The organism is Streptomyces misionensis (assembly GCF_007896895.1).
GTDB lineage: Bacteria > Actinomycetota > Actinomycetes > Streptomycetales > Streptomycetaceae > Streptomyces > Streptomyces misionensis_A.
The window spans coordinates 23,801-47,064 of record NZ_VOGW01000184.1; the positions used below are offsets into that span (position 1 = coordinate 23,801).

A 23,264-nucleotide genomic window follows, 5' to 3' on the forward strand; every position below is an offset into this window, starting at 1 on the left:
GATGTGGATACGACCCTTCAGGACGCTCTCGTCGGGCAGGTGCTCGACGGTCGCTATCGCGTGGACGCGCGGATCGCGGCCGGCGGGATGGCCACGGTCTACCGGGCCCTGGACATCCGCCTGGACCGGGTGCTCGCCCTGAAGGTGATGCATCCGGCGCTCGCGGCGGACGGGTCGTTCGTGGAGCGGTTCATCCGGGAGGCCAAGTCCGCGGCCCGGCTCGACCACCCCAATGTCGTGCAGGTCTTCGACCAGGGGACCGACCGGTCCTATGTGTACATGGCGATGGAGTACGTCCCCGGGTGCACCCTGCGGGACGTGCTGCGCGAGCGCGGGGCGCTGCGTCCGCGCGCCGCGCTGGACATCCTGGAGCCGGTCCTCGCCGCGCTCGGCGCCGCGCACCGGGCCGGGTTCGTGCACCGCGACATGAAGCCCGAGAACGTGCTGATAGGCGACGACGGCCGGGTCAAGGTCGCCGACTTCGGGCTGGTGCGCTCGGTGGACACGGTGACCAGCACGACCGGTTCCGTGCTCGGCACCGTCGCCTATCTCGCGCCCGAGCAGCTCGACCAGGGCACCGCCGACCCGCGCGTGGACGTCTACGCGTGCGGTGTCGTCCTCTACGAGATGCTGACCGGCGCCAAGCCGCACTCCGGTGACTCCCCCGCCCAGGTGCTCTACCGGCACGTCAACGAGGACGTGCCGCCGCCCTCGGCGCTGGTGCCGGGGCTGGCGCCGCAGCTGGACGAGCTGGTCGCGTCGGCCACCGCCCGCACCCCCGGGGTACGCCCGGGCGACGCCGTCGCGCTGCTCGCCCAGGCCCGCGAGGCCCGCGCGGCGCTGACCGAGGAGCAGCTGGACGCCGTACCGCCGCAGGCGAGATCCGTGGAGCACGACAACGCGGACGACCGGACGAGCGTGATCCCCCGCGCGCTGACCGTGCCCCGGCCGCTGCCCGTCGACGGGGACCCGGGCGACGGCGTCGGCCACACCGCGCGGTTCCAGGGCACCCCGGTACCGCCGCGGCGCCGGCCCCGGCGGCTGGTCCTCAGCGTCGCGGTGGCGGTGCTGCTGGTGCTCGGCGCCGGCACCGGGGTCTGGTACATCAACTCGGGCCAGTTCACCAAGGTCCCGCCGCTGCTGACGAAGACCGAGGCACAGGCCAGGGACCGGCTGGAGCAGGCCGGCCTCCATGTCGGCAAGGTGAAGCGGGCCTACGACGACACCGTCGCGCGCGGCGCCGTGATCGGCACCGACCCGAAGCCCGGGGCCCGCATCCGCGACCACGACGCGGTGACGCTGACCGTCTCGCTCGGCCCGAAGACGGTGAAGGTGCCGGACCTGGCCGATCTGCCGCTCGCCAAGGCGCGGGCGCGGCTGAAGGCGGCCGGTCTGGAGCCGGGCATGGTCACCCGGCGGTTCAGCGACGAGGTCGACCAGGGCGCCGTGATCGCCACCACCCCCCGTACGGGCACCGAGCGGCACGCGGGCTCCGCGATCGCGCTGACCGTCAGCAAGGGCAGCCCCGTCGACGTGCCGGACGTCACCGGCGAGGACCCGGCCGACGCCCGGCAGGAGCTGACCGACGCCGGGCTGAAGGTGAGGATCGCGGGCACGCAGGTCAACTCCGAGTACGACAAGGGCAAGGTCGCCCGGCAGAGCCCCGGCGACGGCGGGCAGGTGGCCAGGGGCGACACGGTGACGCTCACCCTGTCCAAGGGCCCGCAGATGGTCGAGGTCCCGGACGTGACCGGCGACAGCGTGGACGACGCGCACCGGGCCCTGGAGGACGCCGGGTTCAAGGTGAACGAGGACCGCGGGCTGCTCGGGCTGTTCGGCGACACCGTGAAGAAGCAGTCGGTCGAGGGCGGCGGGACCGCGCCCAAGGGGTCCACCATCACCATCACCATCCGGTGACCGGGTTCACCCCGGACCGCGGTCCTGGCGCCCCGGCGGGCATGACACCCTGAACGGGTGAGTCCCGTTCAGTCCTCCCCGCCCCGCAATCCCGTCGGCGGCCACGTCCCGGTGGCCGGCGGCCTGCACTCCGTGGGGCTGTCGTACGCCCGTGCGCTGGAGGCGGAGACCGTGCAGGTCTTCGTGGCCAATCCGCGCGGCTGGGCCACCCCGGCCGGGAACCCCAGGCAGGACGAGGCGTTCCGCGCGGCCTGCGCCGAGGAGTCCGTCCCGGCGTATGTGCACGCCCCCTACCTGATCAACTTCGGCTCGCACACCGAGGCGACCGTGGAGCGGTCCGTGGAGTCGCTGCGGCACTCGCTGCGGCGCGGGCGGGAGATCGGCGCGCTGGGCGTGGTGGTGCACACCGGCAGCGCGACCGGCGGCCGGGCCCGGGAGGTGGCGCTGAAGCAGGTGCGCGCGCACCTGCTGCCGCTGCTGGACGAGCTGACCCATGACGACGACCCGTTCCTGCTGCTGGAGTCCACCGCCGGCCAGGGCGCCTCGCTGTGCTCGCGGACCTGGGACTTCGGGCCGTACTTCGAGGCGCTGGACGCCCATCCCAGGCTGGGCGTGTGCCTGGACACCTGCCACATCTTCGCGGCGGGCCACGACCTGACCGGCCCGGAAGGCATGCACCGGACGCTGGACCTGCTGGTGGAGACCGTCGGCGAGGGCCGGCTGAAGCTGATCCACGCCAACGACTCCAAGGACGTGGTCGGCGCGCACAAGGACCGGCACGAGAACATCGGCTCCGGCCACATCGGCGAGGAGCCCTTCCGCGCCCTGATGAACCACCCGGCGACCGCGGGCGTCCCGCTGATCATCGAGACCCCGGGCGGCAAGGAGGGCCACGCGGCGGACGTGGCCCGGCTCAAGCGCCTCAGGGACGGCTGAGGGGCCGGCGGCCCCTCACAGCTCCGGGCCCTCGCCCGGCTCCTCCTGGTAGGAGTAGCGCTGCTCCTTCCAGGGGTCGCCGATGTTGTGGTAGCCGCGCTCCTCCCAGAAGCCCCGGCGGTCGGCGGTCATGTACTCCACGCCCCGCACCCACTTGGGGCCCTTCCAGGCGTACAGGTGGGGCACGATCAGGCGGACCGGGAAGCCGTGCTCGGCGGTGAGCAGTTCGCCGTCCTTGTGGGTGGCGAAGAGGGTGCCCTCTGCGAGGAAGTCCGACAGGCGCAGGTTGGAGCTGAAGCCGTACTCCGCCCAGACCATCACATGGGTGACGTCCGGGGCGGGCGGGGCGAGGTCCACGACGGCGGCGGCCGGCACGCCGCCCCACTCCGCGCCGAGCATGCTGAACTTGGTCACGCAGTGCAGGTCGGCCACGACGGTGGTGTACGGCAGGGCCGTGAACTCCTCGTGGGTCCAGCCGTGCTTGTCGCCGTCGGCGGTGGCGCCGAAGACCCGGAAGTCCCAGCGCTCGGGCCGGAACTTGGGGACGGGTCCGTAGTGCGTGACGGGCCAGCCGCGCTGGAGTCGCTGCCCCGGCGGAAGCTCGGACCCTGCCGTTGCTCCAGACTCTCGTTCCACCGGATGACCCATGTGTCCATCCTGACAGACCTCGGACGATGCCCTCGCCCCACCCTCCCCGAAACGGGCAAAGAGCATCAATTGCGGGCACATTTACTAAGTCATCACTTACTGGACGAGCCTCGCCGCCGGTGCAATCATGCGGCGCACACCTCCCCCCGTTCTCCCGTGTGGAAGGAGCCGCTGCGATGCAGGGCGACCCCGAGGTCATCGAACTGCTCAACGAACAGCTGACCGCCGAGCTGACGGCGATCAACCAGTACTTCCTGCACTCCAAGATCCAGGATCACAAGGGGTGGTCGAAGCTCGCCGAGTACACCCGGCGCGAGTCGTTCGACGAGATGCGGCACGCGGAACTCCTGACCGACCGCATCCTGCTGCTCGACGGGCTGCCGAACTACCAGCGGCTCTCGCACGTCGAGGTGGGGCAGACGGTGACCGAGATGTTCCGGGCCGACCGGCAGATCGAGGTCGAGGCGATCGACCGGCTGCGCAGGGGCGTGCAGATCATGCGCGACAAGGACGACATCACGTCCGCGAACATCTTCGAGGCGATCCTGGCCGACGAGGAGCACCACATCGACTACCTGGACACCCAGCTGGAACTCGTGGACAAGCTGGGCGAGGCGCTCTACCTCTCGACGGTGATCGAGCAGAGCCAGCCGGACCCCTCGGGGCCGGGCACCGGAGGCTTCTCGGGCTGACCCTAGGCGGCGTCGTCCAGCCGGTCGAGCGTCACAGGGGCGCGCTGTTCGATCAGCTCGCGGCGGGGGCAGGCGCCCCGGCCGAGCAGCGCCTGGATGCGCCGCACACAGCGACCGCAGTCCGTGCCGGCCTTGCACGCGGAGGCGATCTGGCGCGGGGTGCAGGCGCCGTCCTCCGCGTGCCGCCTGACGTCGGCGTCGGTGATGCCGAAGCAACTGCAGACGTACACGCGGCCCACCTCCCGACGGGATCGTCGTATCTCTGCCGTCCCGTTCCCGGTGAGGCAAACCTAACCTTACCCGTCGCTTCGCGACCGCAAAAGACCGAGGGGCGCGGATCGCATGTGATCCGCGCCCCAGAACGGCTCCGAGAGCCGCCTCACTGGTCCCGGTACATCTCCGCGACCAGGAACGCCAGGTCCAGCGACTGGCTGCGGTTGAGCCGCGGGTCGCAGGCGGTCTCGTAGCGCTGGTGCAGATCGTCGACGAAGATCTCGTCGCCGCCGCCCACGCACTCGGTGACGTCGTCGCCGGTCAGCTCGACGTGGATGCCGCCCGGGTGGGTGCCGAGCGCCTTGTGCACCTCAAAGAAGCCCTTGACCTCGTCCAGCACGTCGTCGAAGCGGCGGGTCTTGTGCCCGGAGGCCGCCTCGAAGGTGTTGCCGTGCATCGGGTCGGTCACCCAGGCCACCGTCGCGCCGGACGCCGTGACCTTCTCCACCAGCTCGGGCAGCCGGTCGCGGATCTTGTCGGCGCCCATCCGGACGATGAAGGTCAGCCGGCCCGGCTCCCGCTCGGGGTCGAGGCGGTCGATGTACGTCAGCGCCTCCTCGGCCGTGGTGTTCGGGCCGAGCTTGATGCCGATGGGGTTGCGGATCTTCGAGGCGAACTCGATGTGCGCGTGGTCCAGCTGCCGGGTGCGCTCACCGATCCACACCATGTGCGCCGAGACGTCGTACAGCTCGCCGGTGCGGGAGTCGACCCGGGTCAGGGCGGACTCGTAGTCCAGCAGCAGCGCCTCGTGCGAGGAGAAGAACTCGACGGTCTTGAACTCCTCCGGGTCGGTGCCGCAGGCCCGCATGAAGTTCAGCGCGTTGTCGATCTCGCGGGCCAGCTGCTCGTAGCGCTGGCCGGAGGGCGAGGTCTTCACGAAGTCCTGGTTCCAGGCGTGCACCTGGCGGAGGTCGGCGTAGCCGCCGGTGGTGAAGGCGCGCACCAGGTTCAGCGTGGAAGCCGAGGCGTGGTACATCCGCTTGAGCCGCTCGGGGTCCGGGATGCGGCTGGCCTCGGTGAAGTCGAAGCCGTTGACGGAGTCGCCCCGGTACACCGGGAGGGTCACGCCGTCGCGGGTCTCGGTCGGCTTGGAGCGCGGCTTGGAGTACTGCCCGGCGATCCGGCCGACCTTGACCACGGGCACGGAGGCCGCGTAGGTCAGGACGGCGCCCATCTGGAGCAGCGTCTTGAGCTTGGCGCGGATCTGCTCGGCGCCCACGCCGTCGAAGGACTCGGCGCAGTCGCCGCCCTGGAGCAGGAACGCCTCGCCCTTGGCGACGGCCGCCATCCGGGCGCGCAGTTGATCGCACTCGCCGGCGAAGACGAGCGGCGGATACGACTCGAGGTCCGCGATCACTGCGCGCAGAGCCTCGGCGTCGGGGTACTCGGGCTGCTGCGCCGCGGGCAGGTCTCGCCAGGTCGCCTCGGCGGCGACGGCATGGGAATCAGCGTTCACGGTCACCTCGTAAACATTACGGGGTCATGTCCCGTGTTCCACGAGTCGCCCGAAAAGTGAGACGGGACGACTGCTGGGTGGACGGGTGCCGGGTGCGGTAGGGTCACTCGCATGTTCGCGCTTTCCAACCAGAACTGGTGGTGGACCGCTCATCCGGCGGCCCGCTGATCGCGCGTACCCAGACTTCGCGAAGGCCGCCCGAGGGGCGGCCTTCGGCGTTTGTCGGGTCGTTCCTCTCCTCATCCGACCGAGTAGGAGACCGACCCGTGGACCTGCTGGACCTGTTGTCCGACCCCCGCCCCTTCGCCCTGCTGCACCGCCGGGTGCCCGGCCGTGCCGAGCACCCGGTGGAGGTGCTGATCGGCCCGGTGAGCGGCCGGGAGCGGCTCGCCGAGCTGCCGGACGAGGGGCTCGCCCTGGTGCCGTTCCGGCAGATCCGCGAGCGCGGCTTCGACGTCCGTGACGACGGCACCCCGCTGCTGGTGCTGACCCCCGAGGAGTCGTACGAGATCCCGGCGGACGAGGCGCTCGCGCGGCTGCCCGCGCACGCGGTGCGGGTCGAGGGCGGCGGCTTCGACGTCGGCGACGAGGAGTACGCCGGGATCGTCGGGCGGGTGCTCGCGGACGAGATCGGCCGGGGCGAGGGCGCGAACTTCGTGATCCGGCGCACGTACGAGGGCGCGGTCCCCGGCTTCGGCCGGGCCGACGCGCTGGCGCTGTTCCGGCGGCTGCTGGCGGGCGAGCGGGGCGCGTACTGGACCTTCGTGGTGCACACCGGGGACCGGACGCTGGTCGGGGCGAGCCCCGAGGTGCACGTGCGGATGTCCGGCGGGACGGTCGTGATGAACCCGATCAGCGGGACCTACCGCTATCCCGCCGAGGGGCCGACCCCGGAGCGGCTGCTGGACTTCCTCGCCGACGGCAAGGAGATCGAGGAGCTGTCGATGGTGGTCGACGAGGAGCTGAAGATGATGTGCACCGTCGGCGACATGGGCGGGGTCGTCGTCGGGCCCCGGCTGAAGGAGATGGCGCATCTCGCGCACACCGAGTACGAGCTGCGCGGGAGGTCCTCCCTGGACGCCCGGGAGGTGCTGCGGCAGACCATGTTCGCGGCGACGGTCACCGGGTCGCCGGTGCAGAACGCCTGCCGGGTGATCGAGCGCCACGAGGCCGGGGGGCGCGGGTACTACGCCGGTGCACTGGCCCTGCTCGGCCGGGACGCGGGCGGGGCGCAGACCCTGGACTCCCCCATCCTGATCCGCACCGCCGACATCGACGCGGCCGGGCGGCTGCGGGTGGCGGTGGGCGCCACGCTGGTGCGCGGTTCCGATCCGGCGGGCGAGGTGGCCGAGACGCACGCGAAAGCGGCGGGCGTGCTGGCGGCCCTCGGGGTGCGTCCCGGCCGGCCGCGCGCGGAGCGGGAGCTGCCCCGGCTGGCCGACGACCCCCGGGTGCGGGCCGCGCTGGACGGGCGGCGGGCCTCGCTCGCCCCGTTCTGGCTGCGGATGCAGCAGCCGGCCGCCGAGGTGACCGGGCACGCCCTGGTGGTGGACGGCGAGGACACCTTCACCGCGATGCTGGCGCATCTGCTGCGCTCGGCGGGGCTGGAGGTGACGGTCCGGCGGTACGACGAGCCGGGGCTGCGGGCGGCGGTGCTCGCGCACGAGGGCCCGGTGGTGCTGGGCCCGGGCCCCGGCGACCCGGGCGACCTGGCCGACCCGAAGATGCGGTTCCTGCGGGAGCTGACGGCGGCGGTGCTCCGGGAGCACCGGCACGGGGTGCTGGGCGTGTGCCTGGGCCATGAGCTGATCGCGGCGGAGCTGGGCCTGGAGATCGTCCGCAAGGGGGTGCCGTACCAGGGCGCGCAGACGCGGATCGAGCTGTTCGGGCGCCCGGAGACGGTCGGCTTCTACAACAGCTTCACCGCCCGCTGCGACGAGGAGGCGGCGCGGGAGCTGGCCGCGCACGGCATCGAGGTGAGCCGGGCCGCCGACGGCGAGGTCCATGCCGTACGGGGGCCCGGGTTCGCCGGGGTGCAGTTCCACCCGGAGTCGGTGCTGACCCTCGACGGGGCGGCGATCGTGGCGGAGCTGATGGGCAGGCTGCGCGGCGCGAGCGCGCTCTGAGGCTCTCGCGGCCGGGGCTGCGGGCCGGGTGACGGCCCGCAGCCCCGGTGCGTCCGCCCGGGTTCAGCCGAAGAACACCCCGGCCTCCTCGTACAGCTTCGGGTCGACCGTCTTCAGCCTGGCGGTCGCCTCGGCGAGGGGGACGCGGACCACCTCGGTGCCGCGCAGGGCGACCATCGTGCCGAAGTCGCCGTCGCGCACGCAGTCGACGGCGTGCAGCCCGAAGCGGGTGGCGAGCCAGCGGTCGAAGGCGCTGGGGGTGCCGCCGCGCTGGATGTGCCCGAGGACCGTGGTACGGGCCTCCTTGCCGGTGCGCTTCTCGATCTCCTTGGCCAGCCACTCGCCGACCCCGGACAGCCGCACGTGCCCGAAGGAGTCCAGCGTCTCGTCCTTGAGGACCATCTCGCCGTCCTTCGGCATGGCGCCCTCGGCGACCACGACGATCGGGGCGTACGACGCCTTGAAGCGGGAGGTGATCCAGGCGCACACCTGGTCGAGGTCGAAGCGCTGCTCGGGGATGAGGATGACGTTGGCGCCGCCGGCCAGGCCCGAGTGCAGGGCGATCCAGCCGGCGTGCCGGCCCATCACCTCGCAGACCAGGACCCGCATATGGGACTCGGCCGTGGTGTGCAGCCGGTCGATGGCCTCGGTGGCGATGTTGACGGCGGTGTCGAAGCCGAAGGTGTAGTCGGTGGCGGACAGGTCGTTGTCGATGGTCTTGGGCACGCCCACGCAGGGCACGCCGTACTCGCCGGACAGCCGGGCGGCGACCCCGAGGGTGTCCTCGCCGCCGATCGCGATCAGCGCCTCGACCTCCTGCTTGGCCAGGTTGTCCTTGATCCGGCGGATGCCGTCCTCCTGCTTGAGGGGGTTGGTCCGCGAGGAGCCGAGGATGGTGCCGCCGCGGGGCAGGATGCCGCGCACGGCGGGGATGTCGAGACGGACGCTGCGGCCTTCGAGGGGGCCCCGCCAGCCGTCCCGGAAGCCCACGAACTCGTAGCCGTACTCCTGTACGCCCTTGCGTACGACGCCCCGGATGACGGCGTTGAGCCCGGGGCAGTCGCCGCCTCCGGTGAGAACTCCGACCCGCATGGAAATGTCCCTTCGCCCGCTTGGCCTGACGCTTTGTCACGCTAATGGTGATGCGCGTCACATCGGGAGAGGCGGGACGGGTGAATCGGGGGCATTGCGCCCCGATCCGGACTACCCCTCGTCCAGGCCGCGCTCGATCGCGTACCTCACCAGCTCGACCCGGTTGTGGAGTTGGAGCTTGCCGAGGGTGTTCTGGACGTGGTTCTGCACCGTGCGGTGGGAGATGACGAGGCGTTCGGCGATCTGCTTGTAGCTCAGGCCCTTGGCGACCAGCCGCAGCACCTCCGTCTCCCGCTCGGTCAGCCGGGGCGCGCCCGGCTCGTCGGTGTCGGGCGCGGGCGCCGGTTCGGCGGCCAGGCGCCGGTACTCGCCGAGCACCAGTCCGGCCAGACCCGGCGTGAACACCGCGTCGCCGGCGGCCGTGCGGCGCACCGCGTCCAGCAGTTCCCCGGTGGAGGCCGACTTCAGCAGATAGCCGGTGGCGCCGGACTTCACCGCCTCCAGCACATCGGCGTGCTCCCCGCTCGCCGACAGCACCAGGACGCGCAACGCCGGGTTGTGGGCGACCAGTTCCTTGCACACCTGGACGCCGGGCTTGGCGGGCAGATTGAGGTCGAGGACCAGGACGTCGGGGGCGGCGGCCCTGGCGCGGCGCACGGCCTGCTCGCCGTCGCCCGCGGTGGCGACCACCTCGAAGCCGGACTCGGTCAGGTCCCGGGCGACGGCGTCGCGCCACATGGGGTGGTCGTCCACCACCATCACCCTGATCGGGTCCTGCTGCTGTGTCATCGCTGCTCCGCCTTCTTCCCCCGCGCCGCGACGGCGCCCTTCGGTACCTTCAGTTCGACCTCGGTGCCCTGCCCGGGCACCGAGATCAGCTCGGCGCTGCCGCCGAGGTCGCGCAGTCTGCCCCGGATGGACTGGGCGACGCCGAGCCGCCCCTCGTCCTCCGCCTCGGCGAGCCGGCCCTCGGGGATGCCGGGCCCGTCGTCCCGGACGGTGACCACGATCTCCTCCGGCTCGTCCTCCAGCAGGATCCAGGCCCGCGCCCCCTCGCCCGCGTGCCGCTCCACATTGTCCAGGGCGGCGCCGACCGCCGCGGCCAACTCCCGTGCGGCGGACGGCGGAAGGGACACCGGGGCGCCGGGCTCGGCCAGGGTCACCCGGTCGCGCGCGAAGGGCGCGAGGAGGGTGCGCAGATCGACCGGGCCGCGCTCGGCCGGCTCCTCGCGGACCGGTACGGCGCCGTCCTCGGGGAGGCGGGCGACGGGCAGCAGTCCGCCGGAGACCAGGGTGCGCAGGGCGACCTCCTGCTCCCCGGCCAGCCGGCCCAGCTCGGCCGCCTCGCCGCCGAGTGCGGTGCCGCGCCGCTTCACCATCGCCAGCACCTGGAGCACGCTGTCGTGGATGTCCCGGGCCAGCCGCTCCCGCTCCCGGGTGGCCGCCTGGATCTCCAGGGCGCGGGCGAGGGTGCGCTCGGAGGCGCGGGCCACCTCCACGACGTAGCCGATGCCGATGGAGGCGATGCAGACGAGGATCAGGCTGTGCAGGGTGTCCTTGGCGATCTGGCCGCGCTCGGCCAGGTTGGCGGCCGCCACCACCGTGGAGACGGCGGCGGCCCAGCGCCAGCCGCCCTTGACGGCGAAGCCGAGCACCGCGCCACCGGTCCATATCGTCGGCAGCGTGGGGCCGCCCGCGGTCCGCTGGTGGGTGTCGGCGAACGCGGTGAGCAGGATGCCGGCGAGCGCGATGGCCAGATCGGCGGAGAGGAACGCCTTGGTGCAGCTCGCCGCGTTGCGCACCCGGGGCAGGGTGGCCAGCGTCCACACGGCCAGCACGGCGTCGTAACCGACCGCGATCCAGGGGCGGGTGTAGTCCTCGTACGAGGTGACGCACAGGCCGGCCGCGTACAGCATGGTCAGCACGCGGTAGCCGGCGAGCGCCCGCCACAGCGGCAGCTCCACCGACATCCTCAGCACACGCTCGCGCCCGGCCATGTCCCCCCTTTTTCTGCTGTGCCCCGGCCCCCGCCGCGTCCCGCCGCTACTGGCCCTCGGCTTCCTTCCCGGCTTCCCTCTCGGCCTTCCCGGCTTCCTTCTCCGCCTCCTTGGCGTTCTTCTCCGCTTCCTTGGCCGCCTTCGCCGCCTCCGCGATCTGCCGCTTGGCGGCGGTGGCGTACATGTCGACGTACTCCTGGCCGGAGAGCTTCATGATCTCGTACATGACCTCGTCGGTCAGCGCGCGCAGGACGAAGCGGTCGTGTTCCATCCCCTGGTAGCGGCTGAAGTCGAGGGGCTTGCCGATGCGGATGCCGGGGCGCATCAGCTTCGGCATCACCTTGCCGGGCGGCTGGATCTTCTCGGTGTCGATCATGGCCACCGGGATCACCGGGGCGCCGGTCGCGAGGGCCACGCGGGCCAGGCCGCCGGGCTTGCCCCGGTAGAGCCGGCCGTCGGGCGAGCGGGTGCCCTCCGGGTAGATGCCGAACAGCTCACCGCGCTGCAGCACCTCTATCCCGCTCTTGATCGCGGCCTCGCCGGCGCCGCGGGCGCCCGAGCGGTCCACCGGGAGCTGCCCGACGCCCTTGAAGAAGGCGGCGGTCAGCCGCCCCTTCACGCCGGGCGTGGTGAAGTACTCGGCCTTCGCGATGAAGGTGACCTTGCGGTCCAGCATCGTCGGCAGGAAGAACGAGTCCGAGAAGGACAGATGATTGCTGGCCAGGATCGCGGGGCCCTCGGCCGGAATGTTCTCCAGGCCCTCCACCCACGGCCTGAAGGCGAGCTTCAGCGGCCCCCCGATGGCGACCTTCATCGTGCCGTACAACACCCGTGTGCCTCCCGTTTCCGTCGAACAGACCTTAACCCCCGGGGCGCCCGAAGGACCCGACGGCCCTGGTCGGTGTCCGTGCGGTCGCGTACGGTGAAGCACATCCGCGAGTTCTCCACGCCCCGGCCGACGGCGGGGCCCTTCCCCGGAACAGGAGCGTCGAAGGTGCCGGTTCTCCCTGGAGCCGAGCCGTACCGCCACGCAGGCGGGGAGGTGGGCGTCCTCTTCTGTCACGGCTTCACCGGTTCGCCCCAGTCGCTGCGCCCCTGGGCGGAGCACCACGCGGCGCACGGCCTGACCGTCTCGCTGCCCCTGCTGCCCGGCCATGGCACCCGCTGGGAGGACATGCAGCTCACCGGCTGGCAGGACTGGTACGCGGAGGTGGACCGCGAACTGCGGCTGCTCGCCCAGCGCTGCTCCCGGGTGTTCGTGGCGGGCCTGTCGATGGGCGGGGCCCTCGCGCTGCGGCTGGCCGCACTGCACGGCGGGCGGATCGACGGCGTGGTCGTCGTCAACCCGGCCAACAAGATCCACGGCCTGTCCGCGTACGCCCTGCCGGTGGCCCGGCACCTGGTGCGCACCACCAAGGGCATCGCCAGCGACATCGCCAAGGAGGGCGCGGCGGAGACGGGCTACGACCGGGTGCCGCTGCACGCGGCGCACTCGCTGCGCCGGTTCCTGCACCGGCTGGACGGTGAGCTGCCGCGGGTCACCCAGCCGTTGCTGCTGCTGCGCAGCGCCCAGGACCATGTCGTCCCGTCGGCCGACTCCGCCCGGGTGCTCGGCCGGATCTCGTCCACGGACGTCCGCGAGATCGTGCTGGAACACAGCTACCACGTCGCGACGTTGGATGTGGACGCGGACCGGATCTTCGAGGAGAGCCTCGGTTTCATCGGCCGGCTCGCACCGAGTCTCGGCGAGGAAGGGACGGCCGCAGTTGGCTGAGCACGAGCCCGGTCCCGAGGGCCGCGAGGACCACGAGGGCCGGAGCGAGTCCGACGGGAAGGGAATGCCCTTCGACGAGGACGCCGCCTGGCGGGCCATCGTCGCCGGGTACGGCGAGGAACCGCCGGACCCGCCGGGGGCCAGGCCCTTCAAGCCGGTGGAGGACCTGGCGCTGCTGGAGAAGGACGCGCCCGCGGAGACCGAGAAGGAGAAGGAGAAGCAGCCCGGGGGCGAGGGCTCCGGGGAGCAGCGGCCCGCCCGGCCGCTGGGCAGCTCCGTCTCCTTCGCGCCCGGTGTCGGCCCCCGCGACCACCGGCCGCCGGAGCCGTCCGAGGACGACTTCGGCGAGGACGACGAGGGCCACTTCGTGCCGCCCGAGCCGCCGCCGCTGCCGAACGCCGACACCACGGCGAAGTTCGCGTGGCTCGGCGTGGTCGGCGGCCCCGTCCTGCTCCTGCTGGCGGTGCTGCTCGGCTGGGACATGACCTGGTGGCTGGCGACCGCCGGCATCGGCGGCTTCCTCGGCGGCTTCGCCACGCTGGTCGCGCGGATGCGGACGGACGAGGACGAGGACGACGACCCGGGGCGCGGGGCCGTCGTCTAGGACCGTCAGGACGGTCCGGGGCCGTCAGGATGGTCCGGGGCCGTCAGGACAGGCGCTCCGGTGTGCGCTGGGCGGCGGGGACACGCAGGGCGGTCAGGACCGGGAGGTGATCGGTGGCGGCGGCCAGATCGGCGCGGGTGACGCCCGGCTGGTCCAGGGGGACCCCACTGCCGAGCACCTCGACGCCCTTGGTGGCGAACACCGCGTCGATACGGCGGTGCGGCTCGCCGTGCGTCCAGGTCTCCTCGCCGCCCCAGGGGGCCACCTCCCGGCAGTCCTGGAGGGCGCCGGCGAGCAGGCGGAAGGTGCGGCCCTCGGGGCCCTCGTTCAGATCGCCGCCCGCGACGGCGTGCTCCACGCCGAGCTGGTCGAGCCGGTCCAGGAGCATCCCGCCCTGGACGTGGCGCTCACGGCCGTCGAGACCGAGGTGGCAGCTGATCACGCCGAGGCGGGCGCCGCCGAAGCGGACCACCGCGGTGGCCAGGCCGCGCCGGTGCAGGCCGGGGGTGAGCGGCAGCAGTACGTCCTCGGTCCGCTCCACGGTGGCCCGCAGCGAGCACAGGATCGCGGGTCCGGCCGCGGTGCCGCCGCCGGTGAGGAGGACCAGCCCGGAGGCCGCGGCCAGCCGGGTGAGCTTCTTGCGCCAGCGGAAGAAGCGGGGCGCCTCCTGGATCAGGACCAGGTCGGGGGCGCAGGCGGTGATCACCCTCGCGAGGGCGTCGGTGTCGTCGCGCAGCGAGCGGATGTTGTAGCTCAGGACGCGGATGACGGCTGAACCGTCGGGTTCCGTGTGGGAGTTGGGGAGCGGCGCCATGTGGATCAATGTACGCCGCGCGGTCGGGAGCGGACGACCGCGGGTGCCCGGGGCGCGCGGGGCCGTACCGGGGTACGGCCCCGCCGCCGAGCCGGGTGGCTCCTTACATGACCGGGTCGGGCTCACGGGCCAGGTCGGCCGCGCCGACCATGCCCGCCTTGTTGCCCAGCTGAGCGGCGATCACATCGGCGACCGGCCGCCAGTTCCCGCCGACCAGCCACCGCCTGTACGACTTGCGGATCGGGTCGAGCACCAGGTCGCCCTCGTCGGAGAGGCCGCCGCCGACGATGAAGGCGGAGGGGTCGAAGAGGGAGGCGAGGTCGGCGAGGCCGGCGCCGGCCCAGCGGGCCAGCTCGCGGTAGGAGTCCACCGCGACCTTGTCGCCCTGGCGGGCGGCCATGGAGATGTGCTTGCCCTCGATGCCGTCCGGGGTGCCGTCACCGAGCGAGAGCAGCAGCTCGGCCCGCTCGGGGGTGGCGTTGGCGCGCTGCTTGGCGTAGCGGACCAGGGCACGGCCGGAGGCGTACTGCTCCCAGCAGCCCTGCGAGCCGCAGCCGCACAGCAGGCCGTCCGGGACCATCCGGATGTGGCCGAACTCGGCGGCCACGCCGAAGTGGCCGCGGCGCAGCTTGTTGCCGATGATGATGCCGCCGCCGAGGCCGGTGCCGAGCGTGATGCAGATGACGTTGCGGTGGCCCTTGCCGGCGCCGAACTTGTACTCGCCCCAGGCGGCGGCGTTGGCGTCGTTCTCGACCACGACGGGGAGGCCGGTGCGGGCCTCGACCTTTTCCTTCAGCGGCTCGTTGCGCCAGTCGATGTTGGGCGCGAAGTAGACGGTGGAGCGCTGCCGGTCGACGTAACCGGCCGCACCGATGCCCACGCCGACGATCTCGTGCCCGGCACGCGCGCCCTCCACCGAGGAGGCGATGGCGTCCACGATGGCCTCGGGCGTGGTGGGGGTCGGCACCTTGAAGGTCGAGAGGATGTTGCCTTCCTCGTCGACCACGCCGGCCGCGATCTTTGTGCCGCCGATGTCGACGCCGATGGTGAGTCCCATGAATCCCTCAGTTTCGGTCGAGCCCCGCTACGGCCAACCGTACCCGAGGCCCTTGCGGACGAGGGCTTCAGTCCAGGTCGATGCGCTCCGAGGGCCCGGTGCCCTCGCCCCGGTCGTCGCCGTCGCCCGGCCGGTCCGCGCGCCATTCGTCCGCGACGCCGGACGGGCCGGAGGCCCAGCGCTGCTCCTGGGACCGGACGGCGGAGCGGTAGGCGGCCAGCAGTTCGCCGCCTGCGGCCGCGAGGTGGTCGAAGACGTCGGGGTTGCGCTCTATGACCGGCTCGACGGCGGCCTTCGCCTGCTGGACGGCCTGCCTGACCATCTGCTGGGCGGCCGGTCCGGCGAGGCCGACGAGGGGGGACTGGAGGCCGGACAGCTTGTCGGCCACCGTGTCCACGAGCCTCTTCAGCTCGTCGGCGGCGGAGCCGGGCGGCGGGCCGTACGTGGTGCGCCGGCGAGCCTTCTCGGCCTCCAGGTCCTCGGCGCAGGCCGTGGCCCAGGCGTCGGCGTCGCTCACCCGCGGCTCCTCGTGCGGTTCTGCGGGGCGCTCTTCGCTCATGGCGGCCTCCTGACTGCGGTTCGGCCCCTACGACGTTACCCGAACGGGCCGCCCCGGTTCACCGTGCCGCGGCGGGCCACAGCCCGGGGTCGGGGGCGAAGCGGACCCGCAGCTCGCCCTCGCGCAGGCCGGCCCCGGAGACGGTGCAGCGGCGCAGCGCGGAGGGCAGCGGGACGATCCGGCGGAAGGGGCCCGTGGTGATCACCAGCTCGTCGCCGCGCCGGATCAGGTCGAGCTCCTCCCGTATGGCGCCGGGCAGCGGGATGTGCCAGACCAGCACCCCGTCCTCGGCGATCCGGTCGGCGACGGTCCACTCGACGGGCGCGGAGGCGGGCTCGACGGCGGGGACGGGGAGGGCGGTGAGGTCGTCGGGGCCGTGCGGGTCGCGGCCGAGGTGCGGCACCGGGTGCACGTCGTACGTGCCCCGCCACTCCTCGACGGCCTCTTGCTGCTGGGCGCGGAGTCCGGCGAGCCAGGGGCCGGTGGCGGCGTCGGGCAGGGTGCGGTTGGCGATCAGCGCCTCGGGGCGCAGTCCGCGCAGGGCGAGGCCGAGACGGGCGGTGCGCAGCGCGGCGGCGCCGGCCGGGCCGGGTTCGGCGACGAGGCGTACGGCGGTGTGCCGGTCGTTCAGCACGGCCTCGACGGCGGCGAGTTCGGTGTCCCAGCGGGCGGCCGTCTCGTACAGCCAGTCGGCGGGCATGGGCACGCCGGCCAGCCGGCCGAGGACGGGGCGCAGCGCGCGGGCGGCCTGGCGTTCGGGCGGCAGCAGGCGGCGCAGGTAGCGGCGCAGTTCCTCGGGGAGGGCGAGCAGCGCGAGGGCCTCGGGGAGGGCCGGCAGGTCGACGACGAGGAGGTCGTGGTGCTCGGACAGCGCGGCGTCCCGGAGCGCGCGCAGGAAGGTCAGCTCCTCGGCGCCGGGCAGCGGGGTGACCTCCTCGGCGTCCAGCCGTGACGCACCGAGCAGATCGAGGACGCTCGCGGCGCGGGCCTGGAAGTCGGCGAGGTCCTGCCGGAAACCGGCGGCGGCGTCCGGCCGCCAGACGGTGAGCCCCGGCCGGGCCTCGACGGGCGCGGCACCCGTCTCCGTGCCCAGCACCGCGCCCGGGGTGTCGGTGCGGTCGGCGCTCAGCAGCAACGTCCGGCTGCCCTCCCGGGCGGCCCGCAGCGCGGTCGCGGCGGCGACGGTCGTACGCCCGCTGCCGCCCGGCCCGGTGATCAGGATGGTACGCATGAGGCTGAACCGTAACGGAAAGCCCGCGCGGGACGGCCGGGGGCGGCCGGGGGCGGCTCGGTACGGCCGCCCGGGAGCACAGGGCGCTCCGCGTTCCCCTGCGTCCCGGTCACGGCCGGGGAAGCTCGGGCCGACCGGTCAGGTCAGGCCGACCGGTCAGGTCAGGGCAGGTCGACCGGGTAGGTCAGGCCGACTCGACGCGCTTCTTCAGGCCCGCCAGGGCGCGGTCGATGACGACCTTCTCGGCCTTGCGCTTGATCATGCCGAGCATGGGGATCTTGACGTCGACGGTGAGCCGGTAGGTGACCTCGGTGGCGCCCGCGCCCGCCGGCTTCAGCAGGTAGGACCCGTCGAGGGAGCGCAGCATCTGGGACTTCACCAGCGTCCAGGACACCTCGTTCTCCCCGCTCCAGGTGTACGCCAGCGTCTGGTCGTCCTTGATCGCGCCCGCGTCCATGACGAGCCGCACCTGCTCGGCGCGCCCGCGCTCGTCGGTCTTGAGGACCTCCGCCTCCTTGACCTCGCCGGTCCAGTCCGGGTAGCGCGCGAAGTCGGCGATCACCGCCATGACGTCGGCCGGAGCCGCCTCGATCGTGATGCTCGAACTGGTGTGTTCCGCCATCGCCGTGGCTCCTCCAGATGCGGACCGAAGAGACTCTTGCGTGCGCTCGCTGCGCACGTGTGTGCAGCGTGAAGGCTACCGTGCGCCCGACCTGCCCCCTTCACCCCGTCTCCCCTCGCCGCCCGTCACCACTCCAGGACCCAGGGCCGCCCGGTCGCCGCGAAGTGCCCCACGTTCACGCACTCGGTCGCCCCGACCCGCATCCGCCGGGCCAGCGGCTGGTGAACATGGCCGAAAAGCGCGTAGCGGGGCCGGGTGCGGCGGATGGCGTCCAGCAGGGCCCGGCTCCCCCGTTCGAAGCGGCGCGCGACCGTGTCGTAGACCAGTTCCGGCACCTCCGGGGGGATGTGCGTGCACAGCACGTCGACCTCTCCGACCGCCTCGATCTTCGCGGCGTACTCCTCGTCGTCGATCTCGTACGGCGTCCGCATCGGCGTGCGCAGCCCCCCGCCGACGAAGCCGAAGGTCCGGCCGCCGATCTCCACCCGCTCCCCGTCCAGCACGGTGGTGCCGGCCCGGGCGTACTCCCGCCACAGCGGCGGCATGTCGACATTGCCGTAGGTGGCGTACGTCGGCACGGGGAACGCGGCGAACAGTTCGGCGTACTGCTTGCGCACCGCCTTCTCGATGGCCGCGTACCGGTCCCCGGCGATGCCGGACCACAGCCGGGCCCCGAACGCGCGGGCCTCCTCGAAGCGCCGCGCGGTGCGCAGTTCCACGATGCGGTCGGCGTTCTCCTCGCCGAACAGGTCGGGGAAGATGCCGCGCGAGTGATCGGCGTAGTCGAGGAAGAGGACGAGGTCGCCGAGGCAGATCAGGGCGTCGGCACCCTCGCCGGCCCGCGCCAGGTCCCGGGCGTTGCCGTGCACGTCGCTGACCACGTGGACACGGGTCCGGGTGCTCCGAGGGGGTGTGGAAGCCATGGCGATCAAGCGTAGGCGTGTGCGGTGCAGGTGAACAGTGCAGGTCTTGGCCTGCGGTTACTCGCCGGTCGGAGCGGCCGTGGACTACTGTGCGCGAAGGAACGCCAACCTGTGTGACACAAGGAACATCTCGCCGGGACCCCCTGTCGGGAACGCCATACCGGCGGGTAACGTCCGGGCAGTCCAGTCGTGCTCAGGGTTTCGGCCACCGCGAACCCGAGCACCAGCCCGAGCCTTGGACCGCACCGTCGCATCACACAACGTCGTGGCGCCGGCGCCCTATGAGGAGCAGCAGTCTTGCGCGAGTTCAGCCTTCCGGCTTTGTACGAGGTCCCTGCGGACGGAAATCTGACCGACATCGTCCGCAGAAACGCCGCGCAGCATCCGGACGTCGCCGTCATCGCCCGCAAGACCGGCGGGGTGTGGCAGGACGTGACGGCCCGGAAGTTCCTCGCCGAGGTGCACGCCGCCGCCAAGGGCCTCATCGCCGCCGGGGTGCAGCCGGGCGACCGCGTGGGCCTGATGTCCCGCACGCGCTACGAGTGGACGCTCCTCGACTTCGCGATCTGGAGCGCGGGCGCGGTCACCGTGCCGGTGTACGAGACCAGCTCCCCGGAGCAGGTGCAGTGGATCCTGTCCGACTCGGGCGCGACGGCGTGCGTGGTGGAGCTGGACGCGCACGCGGCGGCCGTGGAGACGGTGCGCGACACGCTGCCCGCGCTGAAGCACGTCTGGCAGATCGAGGCCGGCGCCGTCGAGGAGCTGGGCCGGCTGGGGCAGGACGTGGCGGACGCGACGGTGGAGGAGCGCTCCTCGCTCGCCCGCGCCGACGACCCGGCGACCATCGTCTACACCAGCGGCACCACGGGCCGCCCCAAGGGCTGTGTCCTCACCCACCGCAGCTTCTTCGCCGAGTGCGGCAACATCGTGGAGCGGCTGCGTCCGCTGTTCCGCACCGGCGAGTGCTCGGTGCTGCTCTTCCTCCCGCTGGCGCACGTCTTCGGGCGCCTGGTGCAGATCGCGCCGATGATGGCGCCCATCAAGCTGGGCTGCGTCCCGGACATCAAGCACCTGACCGACGAACTCGCCTCGTTCCGGCCGACGTTGATCCTCGGTGTGCCGCGCGTCTTCGAGAAGGTCTACAACGCGGCGCGCGCCAAGGCGCAGGCGGACGGCAAGGGCGGCGTCTTCGACAAGGCGGCGGACACCGCGATCGCCTACAGCAAGGCCCAGGACTCGCCGTCCGGACCGTCGTTCGGGCTGAAGCTCAAGCACAAGGTCTTCGACAAGCTGGTCTACGGCAAGCTGCGCGCGGTCCTCGGCGGCCGGGGCGAGTACGCCATCTCCGGCGGCGCCCCGCTGGGCGAGCGGCTCGGTCACTTCTTCCGCGGCATCGGCTTCACGGTGCTGGAGGGCTACGGCCTGACCGAGTCGTGCGCGGCGACCGCGTTCAACCCGTGGGACCGGCAGAAGATCGGCACGGTGGGACAGCCGCTGCCGGGCTCGGTGGTGCGGATAGCGGACGACGGCGAGGTGCTGCTGCACGGCGAGCACCTGTTCAAGGAGTACTGGAACAACCCGGGCGCGACGGCGGAGGCGCTGGCCGACGGCTGGTTCCACACCGGGGACATCGGCACCCTGGACGAGGACGGGTACCTCAGGATCACCGGCCGCAAGAAGGAGATCATCGTCACCGCGGGCGGCAAGAACGTGGCGCCGGCCGTGATCGAGGACCGTATCCGGGCGCACGCGCTGGTCGCCGAGTGCATGGTGGTCGGCGACGGGCGGCCGTTCGTCGGCGCCCTGATCACCCTGGACGAGGAGTTCCTGGGGCGCTGGGCCGCGGAGCACGGCAAGCCGGCGGGCTCCACGGTGGCGTCGCTGCGGGACGACCCCGAGCTGAACGCCGCGATCCAGGAGGCCGTGGACGACGGCAACGCGGCGGTGTCCAAGGCGGAGTCGGTGCGCAAGTTCCGTGTTCTGCCGGGGCAGTTCACCGAGGACTCCGGTCATCTGACGCCGTCGCTGAAGCTGAAGCGGAACGTGGTGGCGAAGGACTTCGCGGACGAGATCGAGGCGATCTACGCCAAGTGACGTGCCCGGCGGGGCCGTTGGGAAACAACCCGGAACACGCCTCAGAGCAGTGTCCGCAGGCGCTCCGCCAGCAGGTCCCACCGCCACTTCTCCTCCACCCACCGGCGGCCCCGCTCCCCCATCCGCCGCCGCAGCCCGGCGTCCCGGAGCAGCGCGGTGATGCGGTCGGCGGCCTCGGCCGGGTCGCCGCCCCGGACCACCCAGCCCGTCTCGCCGTCGAGCACGGCGTCGGGCGCGCCGCCGGAGTCGCCGGCCACGACCGGCAGTCCCGTCGCGGAGGCCTCCAGGTAGACGATGCCGAGGCCCTCGACGTCGAGGCCGCCGCGCCGGGTGCGGCAGGGCATGGCGAAGACGTCGCCGGCGCCGTAGTGGGCGGGCAGCTCGGACCAGGGGACGGCGCCGGTGAAGCGGACGGAGGCGGCGACGCCGGTCTCCCGGGCGAGCCGGCGCAGGTCCTGCTCGTAGGGGCCGCCGCCGACGATCAGCAGCACGGTGTCCGGCTCGGCGGCGAGTATCCGGGGCAGGGCCCGGATCAGCGTGTCCTGGCCCTTGCGCGGCACCAGCCGGGAGACGCAGACGACGACCGGGCGGTCGGTGAGGCCGAGGCGGGCGCGGACCTCGTCGCCGCCGGAGTCCGGGTGGAAGGTCTTCTCGTCGACGCCGGGCGGCAGCTGCGCCATCCGGCCGGCCGCCTCCGGGGTGAGCGCGCCGGCGATGCGGGAGCGGGTGTACTCGCCCAGATAGGTGATCGTGTCCGTGGCGTCCCCGATCCGGCGCAGCAGCTGCCGGGCCGCGGGCAGCTGGGCCCAGCCGGCCTCGTGCCCGTGGGTGGTGGCCACCAGCCGTTCGGCCCCGGCGCGGCGCAGCGCGGGCGCCATCAGCCCGAGCGGTGCCGCGGCCCCGAACCACACCGAGGCGCAGCCGTGCTCGCGCAGCAGCGCGGTCGCCCGCCTGGTCGCCCCGGGGGTGGGCAGCAGCATCGTCGTACGGTCGCGTACGACGGTGAAGGGCTGCTCGGCGTCGAAGGCGGCGGTGGCCAGGGCGCCTTCCCGGCTCCGCTTCCAGGTGGAGGCGTAGACGACCAGCTGCCCGGGGTCCAGCCGGAGGGCCATGTTGTGCAGGAAGGCCTGGATGCCGCCCGGCCGGGGCGGGAAGTCGTTGGTCACGATCAGGGTCTTGTGCATCGTGGCCGACCCTACCGAATCGGCCGCACGACCCGGAGGCGGGCGGCCCGCGCTGGCACGGCCGCGGGCGGTCGGGACATCATGGTGCCGCGACGGCGGGACTCGGAGCGGAAACGGACGGCAGGGGATCACGTGGAGACCAAGGACGCCCGGCGGTCGCCGGCGTGTCTGCTCGCGACCTGGGGCGTCACCCGTGCGGTGCTGCTGCTCTTCGTCTTCGGGGTGTACGTCTTCCCGGGCCCGGACGTCACCTCGGACGTGTCGGTGATCTACCGGGGCTGGTACGAGGTGCTGCGCGGGGGGACGTTCCCGCTGGACGACGTCACCTGGCAGTACCCGCCGGCCGCCGCGCTGGCGATCCTCTCCCCGGCCCTGCTGCCCTTCCTGTCGTACGCGCACGCCTTCTTCGTCCTGGCGTTCCTCGCGGACCTGGCGGTGCTGGCGTCGCTGCTGTGGCACTCGGGGCGTCCGGGCCGCTCGCGGCGCGGGGCGTGGGTGTGGGTGGCGGGCGTCCCGCTGCTCGGCCCGACGGTGTACGCCCGCTACGACGTGATGGTGACCGCGGTGGCGGTGGCGGCGCTGGTGGCGGGGGCGCGGCACCCGCGGCTGATGGGCGCGCTGGCGGCGTTCGGGGCGCTGCTGAAGGTGTGGCCGGCGCTGCTGCTCGCCGGCGCGGTGCGGCGGCGGGCGTGGGTGTCGGCGGCGGTGACGGGGGCGGTGCTGGCGGCGGTGTTCGCGGTGTCGATGCCGGGCGCGTTCGCGTTCCTCACCTTCCAGCGGGACCGGGGCACGGAGGTGGAGTCGCTGGGCGGCCTGGTCTTCCATGTGGCCCGGCACTTCGGCTGGCACGGCGAGGTGCTGCTGAACTACGGCTCGATCGAGTTCCTCGGCCCGTACGTGCCCGAGGTGAGCGCGGCGGCGCTGGCCCTGACCGCGGCCGCGTTCGGCTGGCTCCTCCTGTGGCGCCTGCGGGCGCGCCGCCTCACCCCCCGCACCCTGGCGGACGCGGCGTTCACGGCGGTCCTGCTGTTCACCGTCACCAGCCGGGTGATCAGCCCCCAGTACCTGGTCTGGCTGATCGGCACGGCCGCCGTCTGCCTGACCCACCGCGCCTCCCGCATGACGCCCCCGGCCCTGCTCGTCCTCGCGGCCTCGTTCCTCACCGTCCTGGAATTCCCCGTCGGCTTCGCCCACGTGGTGGCGAGCGACTGGTACGGCACCATCCTCCTCCTGCTCCGCAACGCCCTCCTGACCACCGCCGCCCT

General features: G+C 72.9%; 23 protein-coding genes. 9 read left to right on the forward strand and 14 right to left on the reverse strand.

Annotated features, from left to right (window positions below):
• Window positions 1-3 precede the first annotated feature (3 nt).
• Both pknB and FRZ03_RS31625 read left to right on the forward strand, forming a co-directional pair.
• Window positions 4-1,917, forward strand: a complete 1,914-nt coding sequence (pknB, locus tag FRZ03_RS31620; RefSeq protein ID WP_146468511.1) for a Stk1 family PASTA domain-containing Ser/Thr kinase — start codon at window positions 4-6, stop codon at window positions 1,915-1,917.
• A gap of 57 nt (window positions 1,918-1,974) precedes the next feature.
• Window positions 1,975-2,853 carry a deoxyribonuclease IV gene (locus tag FRZ03_RS31625; protein ID WP_146468512.1) on the forward strand — a complete coding sequence of 293 codons (879 nt, stop codon included), beginning with the start codon at window positions 1,975-1,977 and terminating at the stop codon, window positions 2,851-2,853.
• Window positions 2,854-2,868: 15 nt separating this feature from the next.
• Here FRZ03_RS31625 and FRZ03_RS31630 read toward each other — a convergent pair whose 3' ends face one another.
• Window positions 2,869-3,501: a sulfite oxidase-like oxidoreductase gene (locus FRZ03_RS31630; protein ID WP_146468513.1), complete on the reverse strand. Its 633-nt coding sequence runs from the start codon at window positions 3,499-3,501 to the stop codon at window positions 2,869-2,871.
• A gap of 176 nt (window positions 3,502-3,677) precedes the next feature.
• Here FRZ03_RS31630 and bfr point away from each other — a divergent pair, with 176 nt between their 5' ends.
• The gene (gene bfr, locus FRZ03_RS31635; protein ID WP_146468514.1) at window positions 3,678-4,193 is read left to right on the forward strand and encodes a bacterioferritin; all 516 of its coding nucleotides are present in this window, start codon (window positions 3,678-3,680) and stop codon (window positions 4,191-4,193) included.
• A 2-nt stretch (window positions 4,194-4,195) separates the two neighbouring features.
• Here bfr and FRZ03_RS31640 read toward each other — a convergent pair whose 3' ends face one another.
• Entirely contained in the window at window positions 4,196-4,423 is a 228-nt protein-coding gene (locus FRZ03_RS31640) for a (2Fe-2S)-binding protein (protein ID WP_186785726.1), read from the reverse strand.
• 149 nt (window positions 4,424-4,572) lie between these two features.
• The gene (locus FRZ03_RS31645) at window positions 4,573-5,928 is read right to left on the reverse strand and encodes a class II 3-deoxy-7-phosphoheptulonate synthase (RefSeq protein ID WP_146468516.1); all 1,356 of its coding nucleotides are present in this window, start codon (window positions 5,926-5,928) and stop codon (window positions 4,573-4,575) included.
• 105 nt (window positions 5,929-6,033) lie between these two features.
• Between FRZ03_RS31645 and FRZ03_RS41345 the strand changes: the two genes are divergently transcribed.
• Window positions 6,034-6,090 (forward strand): trp operon leader peptide, encoded by a 57-nt coding sequence (locus FRZ03_RS41345; RefSeq protein ID WP_146468532.1) that lies wholly within the window; start codon window positions 6,034-6,036, stop codon window positions 6,088-6,090.
• Window positions 6,091-6,188: 98 nt separating this feature from the next.
• A complete protein-coding gene (locus tag FRZ03_RS31655; RefSeq protein WP_146468517.1) occupies window positions 6,189-8,048 on the forward strand; it encodes an anthranilate synthase family protein in 1,860 nt (619 codons plus the stop codon).
• Window positions 8,049-8,111: 63 nt separating this feature from the next.
• Here the strand turns inward: FRZ03_RS31655 and FRZ03_RS31660 are convergent, their stop codons facing one another.
• The 4 genes from FRZ03_RS31660 to FRZ03_RS31675 form a co-directional block, all read right to left on the reverse strand.
• Complete coding sequence (locus tag FRZ03_RS31660) at window positions 8,112-9,140, reverse strand: 6-phosphofructokinase (RefSeq protein ID WP_146468518.1); 1,029 nt, start codon at window positions 9,138-9,140, stop codon at window positions 8,112-8,114.
• A 111-nt stretch (window positions 9,141-9,251) separates the two neighbouring features.
• Window positions 9,252-9,929, reverse strand: coding sequence for a response regulator (locus FRZ03_RS31665; protein WP_146468519.1), 678 nt, complete (start codon window positions 9,927-9,929; stop codon window positions 9,252-9,254).
• Window positions 9,926-11,137, reverse strand: a complete 1,212-nt coding sequence (macS, locus tag FRZ03_RS31670; RefSeq protein ID WP_146468520.1) for a MacS family sensor histidine kinase — start codon at window positions 11,135-11,137, stop codon at window positions 9,926-9,928. Before macS ends, FRZ03_RS31665 begins: the two co-directional genes overlap by 4 nt.
• 46 nt (window positions 11,138-11,183) lie before the next feature.
• Window positions 11,184-11,951: a lysophospholipid acyltransferase family protein gene (locus FRZ03_RS31675; protein ID WP_261399424.1), complete on the reverse strand. Its 768-nt coding sequence runs from the start codon at window positions 11,949-11,951 to the stop codon at window positions 11,184-11,186.
• Window positions 11,952-12,131: 180 nt separating this feature from the next.
• On the opposite strand from FRZ03_RS31675, the gene FRZ03_RS31680 reads away from it, so the two are divergent.
• Complete coding sequence (locus FRZ03_RS31680; RefSeq protein WP_146468521.1) at window positions 12,132-12,911, forward strand: alpha/beta hydrolase; 780 nt, start codon at window positions 12,132-12,134, stop codon at window positions 12,909-12,911.
• Window positions 12,904-13,515 (forward strand): hypothetical protein, encoded by a 612-nt coding sequence (locus FRZ03_RS31685; RefSeq protein ID WP_146468522.1) that lies wholly within the window; start codon window positions 12,904-12,906, stop codon window positions 13,513-13,515. Before FRZ03_RS31680 ends, FRZ03_RS31685 begins: the two co-directional genes overlap by 8 nt.
• A gap of 43 nt (window positions 13,516-13,558) precedes the next feature.
• Here FRZ03_RS31685 and FRZ03_RS31690 read toward each other — a convergent pair whose 3' ends face one another.
• The 6 genes from FRZ03_RS31690 to FRZ03_RS31715 form a co-directional block, all read right to left on the reverse strand.
• Complete coding sequence (locus FRZ03_RS31690; RefSeq protein WP_146468523.1) at window positions 13,559-14,329, reverse strand: endonuclease/exonuclease/phosphatase family protein; 771 nt, start codon at window positions 14,327-14,329, stop codon at window positions 13,559-13,561.
• A gap of 103 nt (window positions 14,330-14,432) precedes the next feature.
• A complete protein-coding gene (locus tag FRZ03_RS31695; RefSeq protein ID WP_146468524.1) occupies window positions 14,433-15,386 on the reverse strand; it encodes an ROK family glucokinase in 954 nt (317 codons plus the stop codon).
• A 67-nt stretch (window positions 15,387-15,453) separates the two neighbouring features.
• Window positions 15,454-15,945, reverse strand: coding sequence for a DUF5304 domain-containing protein (locus tag FRZ03_RS31700; RefSeq protein WP_146468525.1), 492 nt, complete (start codon window positions 15,943-15,945; stop codon window positions 15,454-15,456).
• 58 nt (window positions 15,946-16,003) lie between these two features.
• Complete coding sequence (locus FRZ03_RS31705; RefSeq protein WP_146468526.1) at window positions 16,004-17,176, reverse strand: ArsA family ATPase; 1,173 nt, start codon at window positions 17,174-17,176, stop codon at window positions 16,004-16,006.
• 184 nt (window positions 17,177-17,360) lie between these two features.
• Window positions 17,361-17,798: an SRPBCC family protein gene (locus FRZ03_RS31710; RefSeq protein WP_070028626.1), complete on the reverse strand. Its 438-nt coding sequence runs from the start codon at window positions 17,796-17,798 to the stop codon at window positions 17,361-17,363.
• A gap of 125 nt (window positions 17,799-17,923) precedes the next feature.
• Entirely contained in the window at window positions 17,924-18,721 is a 798-nt protein-coding gene (locus FRZ03_RS31715; RefSeq protein WP_146468527.1) for a metallophosphoesterase family protein, read from the reverse strand.
• A gap of 297 nt (window positions 18,722-19,018) precedes the next feature.
• On the opposite strand from FRZ03_RS31715, the gene FRZ03_RS31720 reads away from it, so the two are divergent.
• The gene (locus tag FRZ03_RS31720) at window positions 19,019-20,815 is read left to right on the forward strand and encodes an AMP-dependent synthetase/ligase (protein WP_146468528.1); all 1,797 of its coding nucleotides are present in this window, start codon (window positions 19,019-19,021) and stop codon (window positions 20,813-20,815) included.
• Between the two features lie 41 nt (window positions 20,816-20,856).
• Here FRZ03_RS31720 and FRZ03_RS31725 read toward each other — a convergent pair whose 3' ends face one another.
• A complete protein-coding gene (locus FRZ03_RS31725) occupies window positions 20,857-21,999 on the reverse strand; it encodes a glycosyltransferase family 4 protein (RefSeq protein ID WP_146468529.1) in 1,143 nt (380 codons plus the stop codon).
• Window positions 22,000-22,131: 132 nt separating this feature from the next.
• On the opposite strand from FRZ03_RS31725, the gene FRZ03_RS31730 reads away from it, so the two are divergent.
• On the forward strand, window positions 22,132-23,264 hold a 1,133-nt coding region (locus FRZ03_RS31730), incomplete at its 3' end, for a glycosyltransferase family 87 protein (protein ID WP_146468534.1).

What these genes read in the sequence shown, in the direction of transcription:
- FRZ03_RS31660 (WP_146468518.1), bottom strand. Translation starts at nt 9,140, where the DNA reads ATGCGGGTCGGAGTTCTCACCGGAGGCGGCGACTGCCCCGGGCTCAAC.
- FRZ03_RS31695 (WP_146468524.1), bottom strand. Translation starts at nt 15,386, where the DNA reads ATGGGACTCACCATCGGCGTCGACATCGGCGGCACAAAGATCGCGGCC.
- FRZ03_RS31705 (WP_146468526.1), bottom strand. Translation starts at nt 17,176, where the DNA reads ATGCGTACCATCCTGATCACCGGGCCGGGCGGCAGCGGGCGTACGACC.
- FRZ03_RS31710 (WP_070028626.1), bottom strand. Translation starts at nt 17,798, where the DNA reads ATGGCGGAACACACCAGTTCGAGCATCACGATCGAGGCGGCTCCGGCC.
- FRZ03_RS31675 (WP_261399424.1), bottom strand. Translation starts at nt 11,951, where the DNA reads ATGAAGGTCGCCATCGGGGGGCCGCTGAAGCTCGCCTTCAGGCCGTGG.
- FRZ03_RS31700 (WP_146468525.1), bottom strand. Translation starts at nt 15,945, where the DNA reads ATGAGCGAAGAGCGCCCCGCAGAACCGCACGAGGAGCCGCGGGTGAGC.
- bfr (WP_146468514.1), top strand. Translation starts at nt 3,678, where the DNA reads ATGCAGGGCGACCCCGAGGTCATCGAACTGCTCAACGAACAGCTGACC.
- FRZ03_RS31630 (WP_146468513.1), bottom strand. Translation starts at nt 3,501, where the DNA reads ATGGGTCATCCGGTGGAACGAGAGTCTGGAGCAACGGCAGGGTCCGAG.
- macS (WP_146468520.1), bottom strand. Translation starts at nt 11,137, where the DNA reads ATGGCCGGGCGCGAGCGTGTGCTGAGGATGTCGGTGGAGCTGCCGCTG.
- FRZ03_RS31715 (WP_146468527.1), bottom strand. Translation starts at nt 18,721, where the DNA reads ATGGCTTCCACACCCCCTCGGAGCACCCGGACCCGTGTCCACGTGGTC.
- FRZ03_RS31665 (WP_146468519.1), bottom strand. Translation starts at nt 9,929, where the DNA reads ATGACACAGCAGCAGGACCCGATCAGGGTGATGGTGGTGGACGACCAC.
- FRZ03_RS31690 (WP_146468523.1), bottom strand. Translation starts at nt 14,329, where the DNA reads ATGGCGCCGCTCCCCAACTCCCACACGGAACCCGACGGTTCAGCCGTC.
- FRZ03_RS31725 (WP_146468529.1), bottom strand. Translation starts at nt 21,999, where the DNA reads ATGCACAAGACCCTGATCGTGACCAACGACTTCCCGCCCCGGCCGGGC.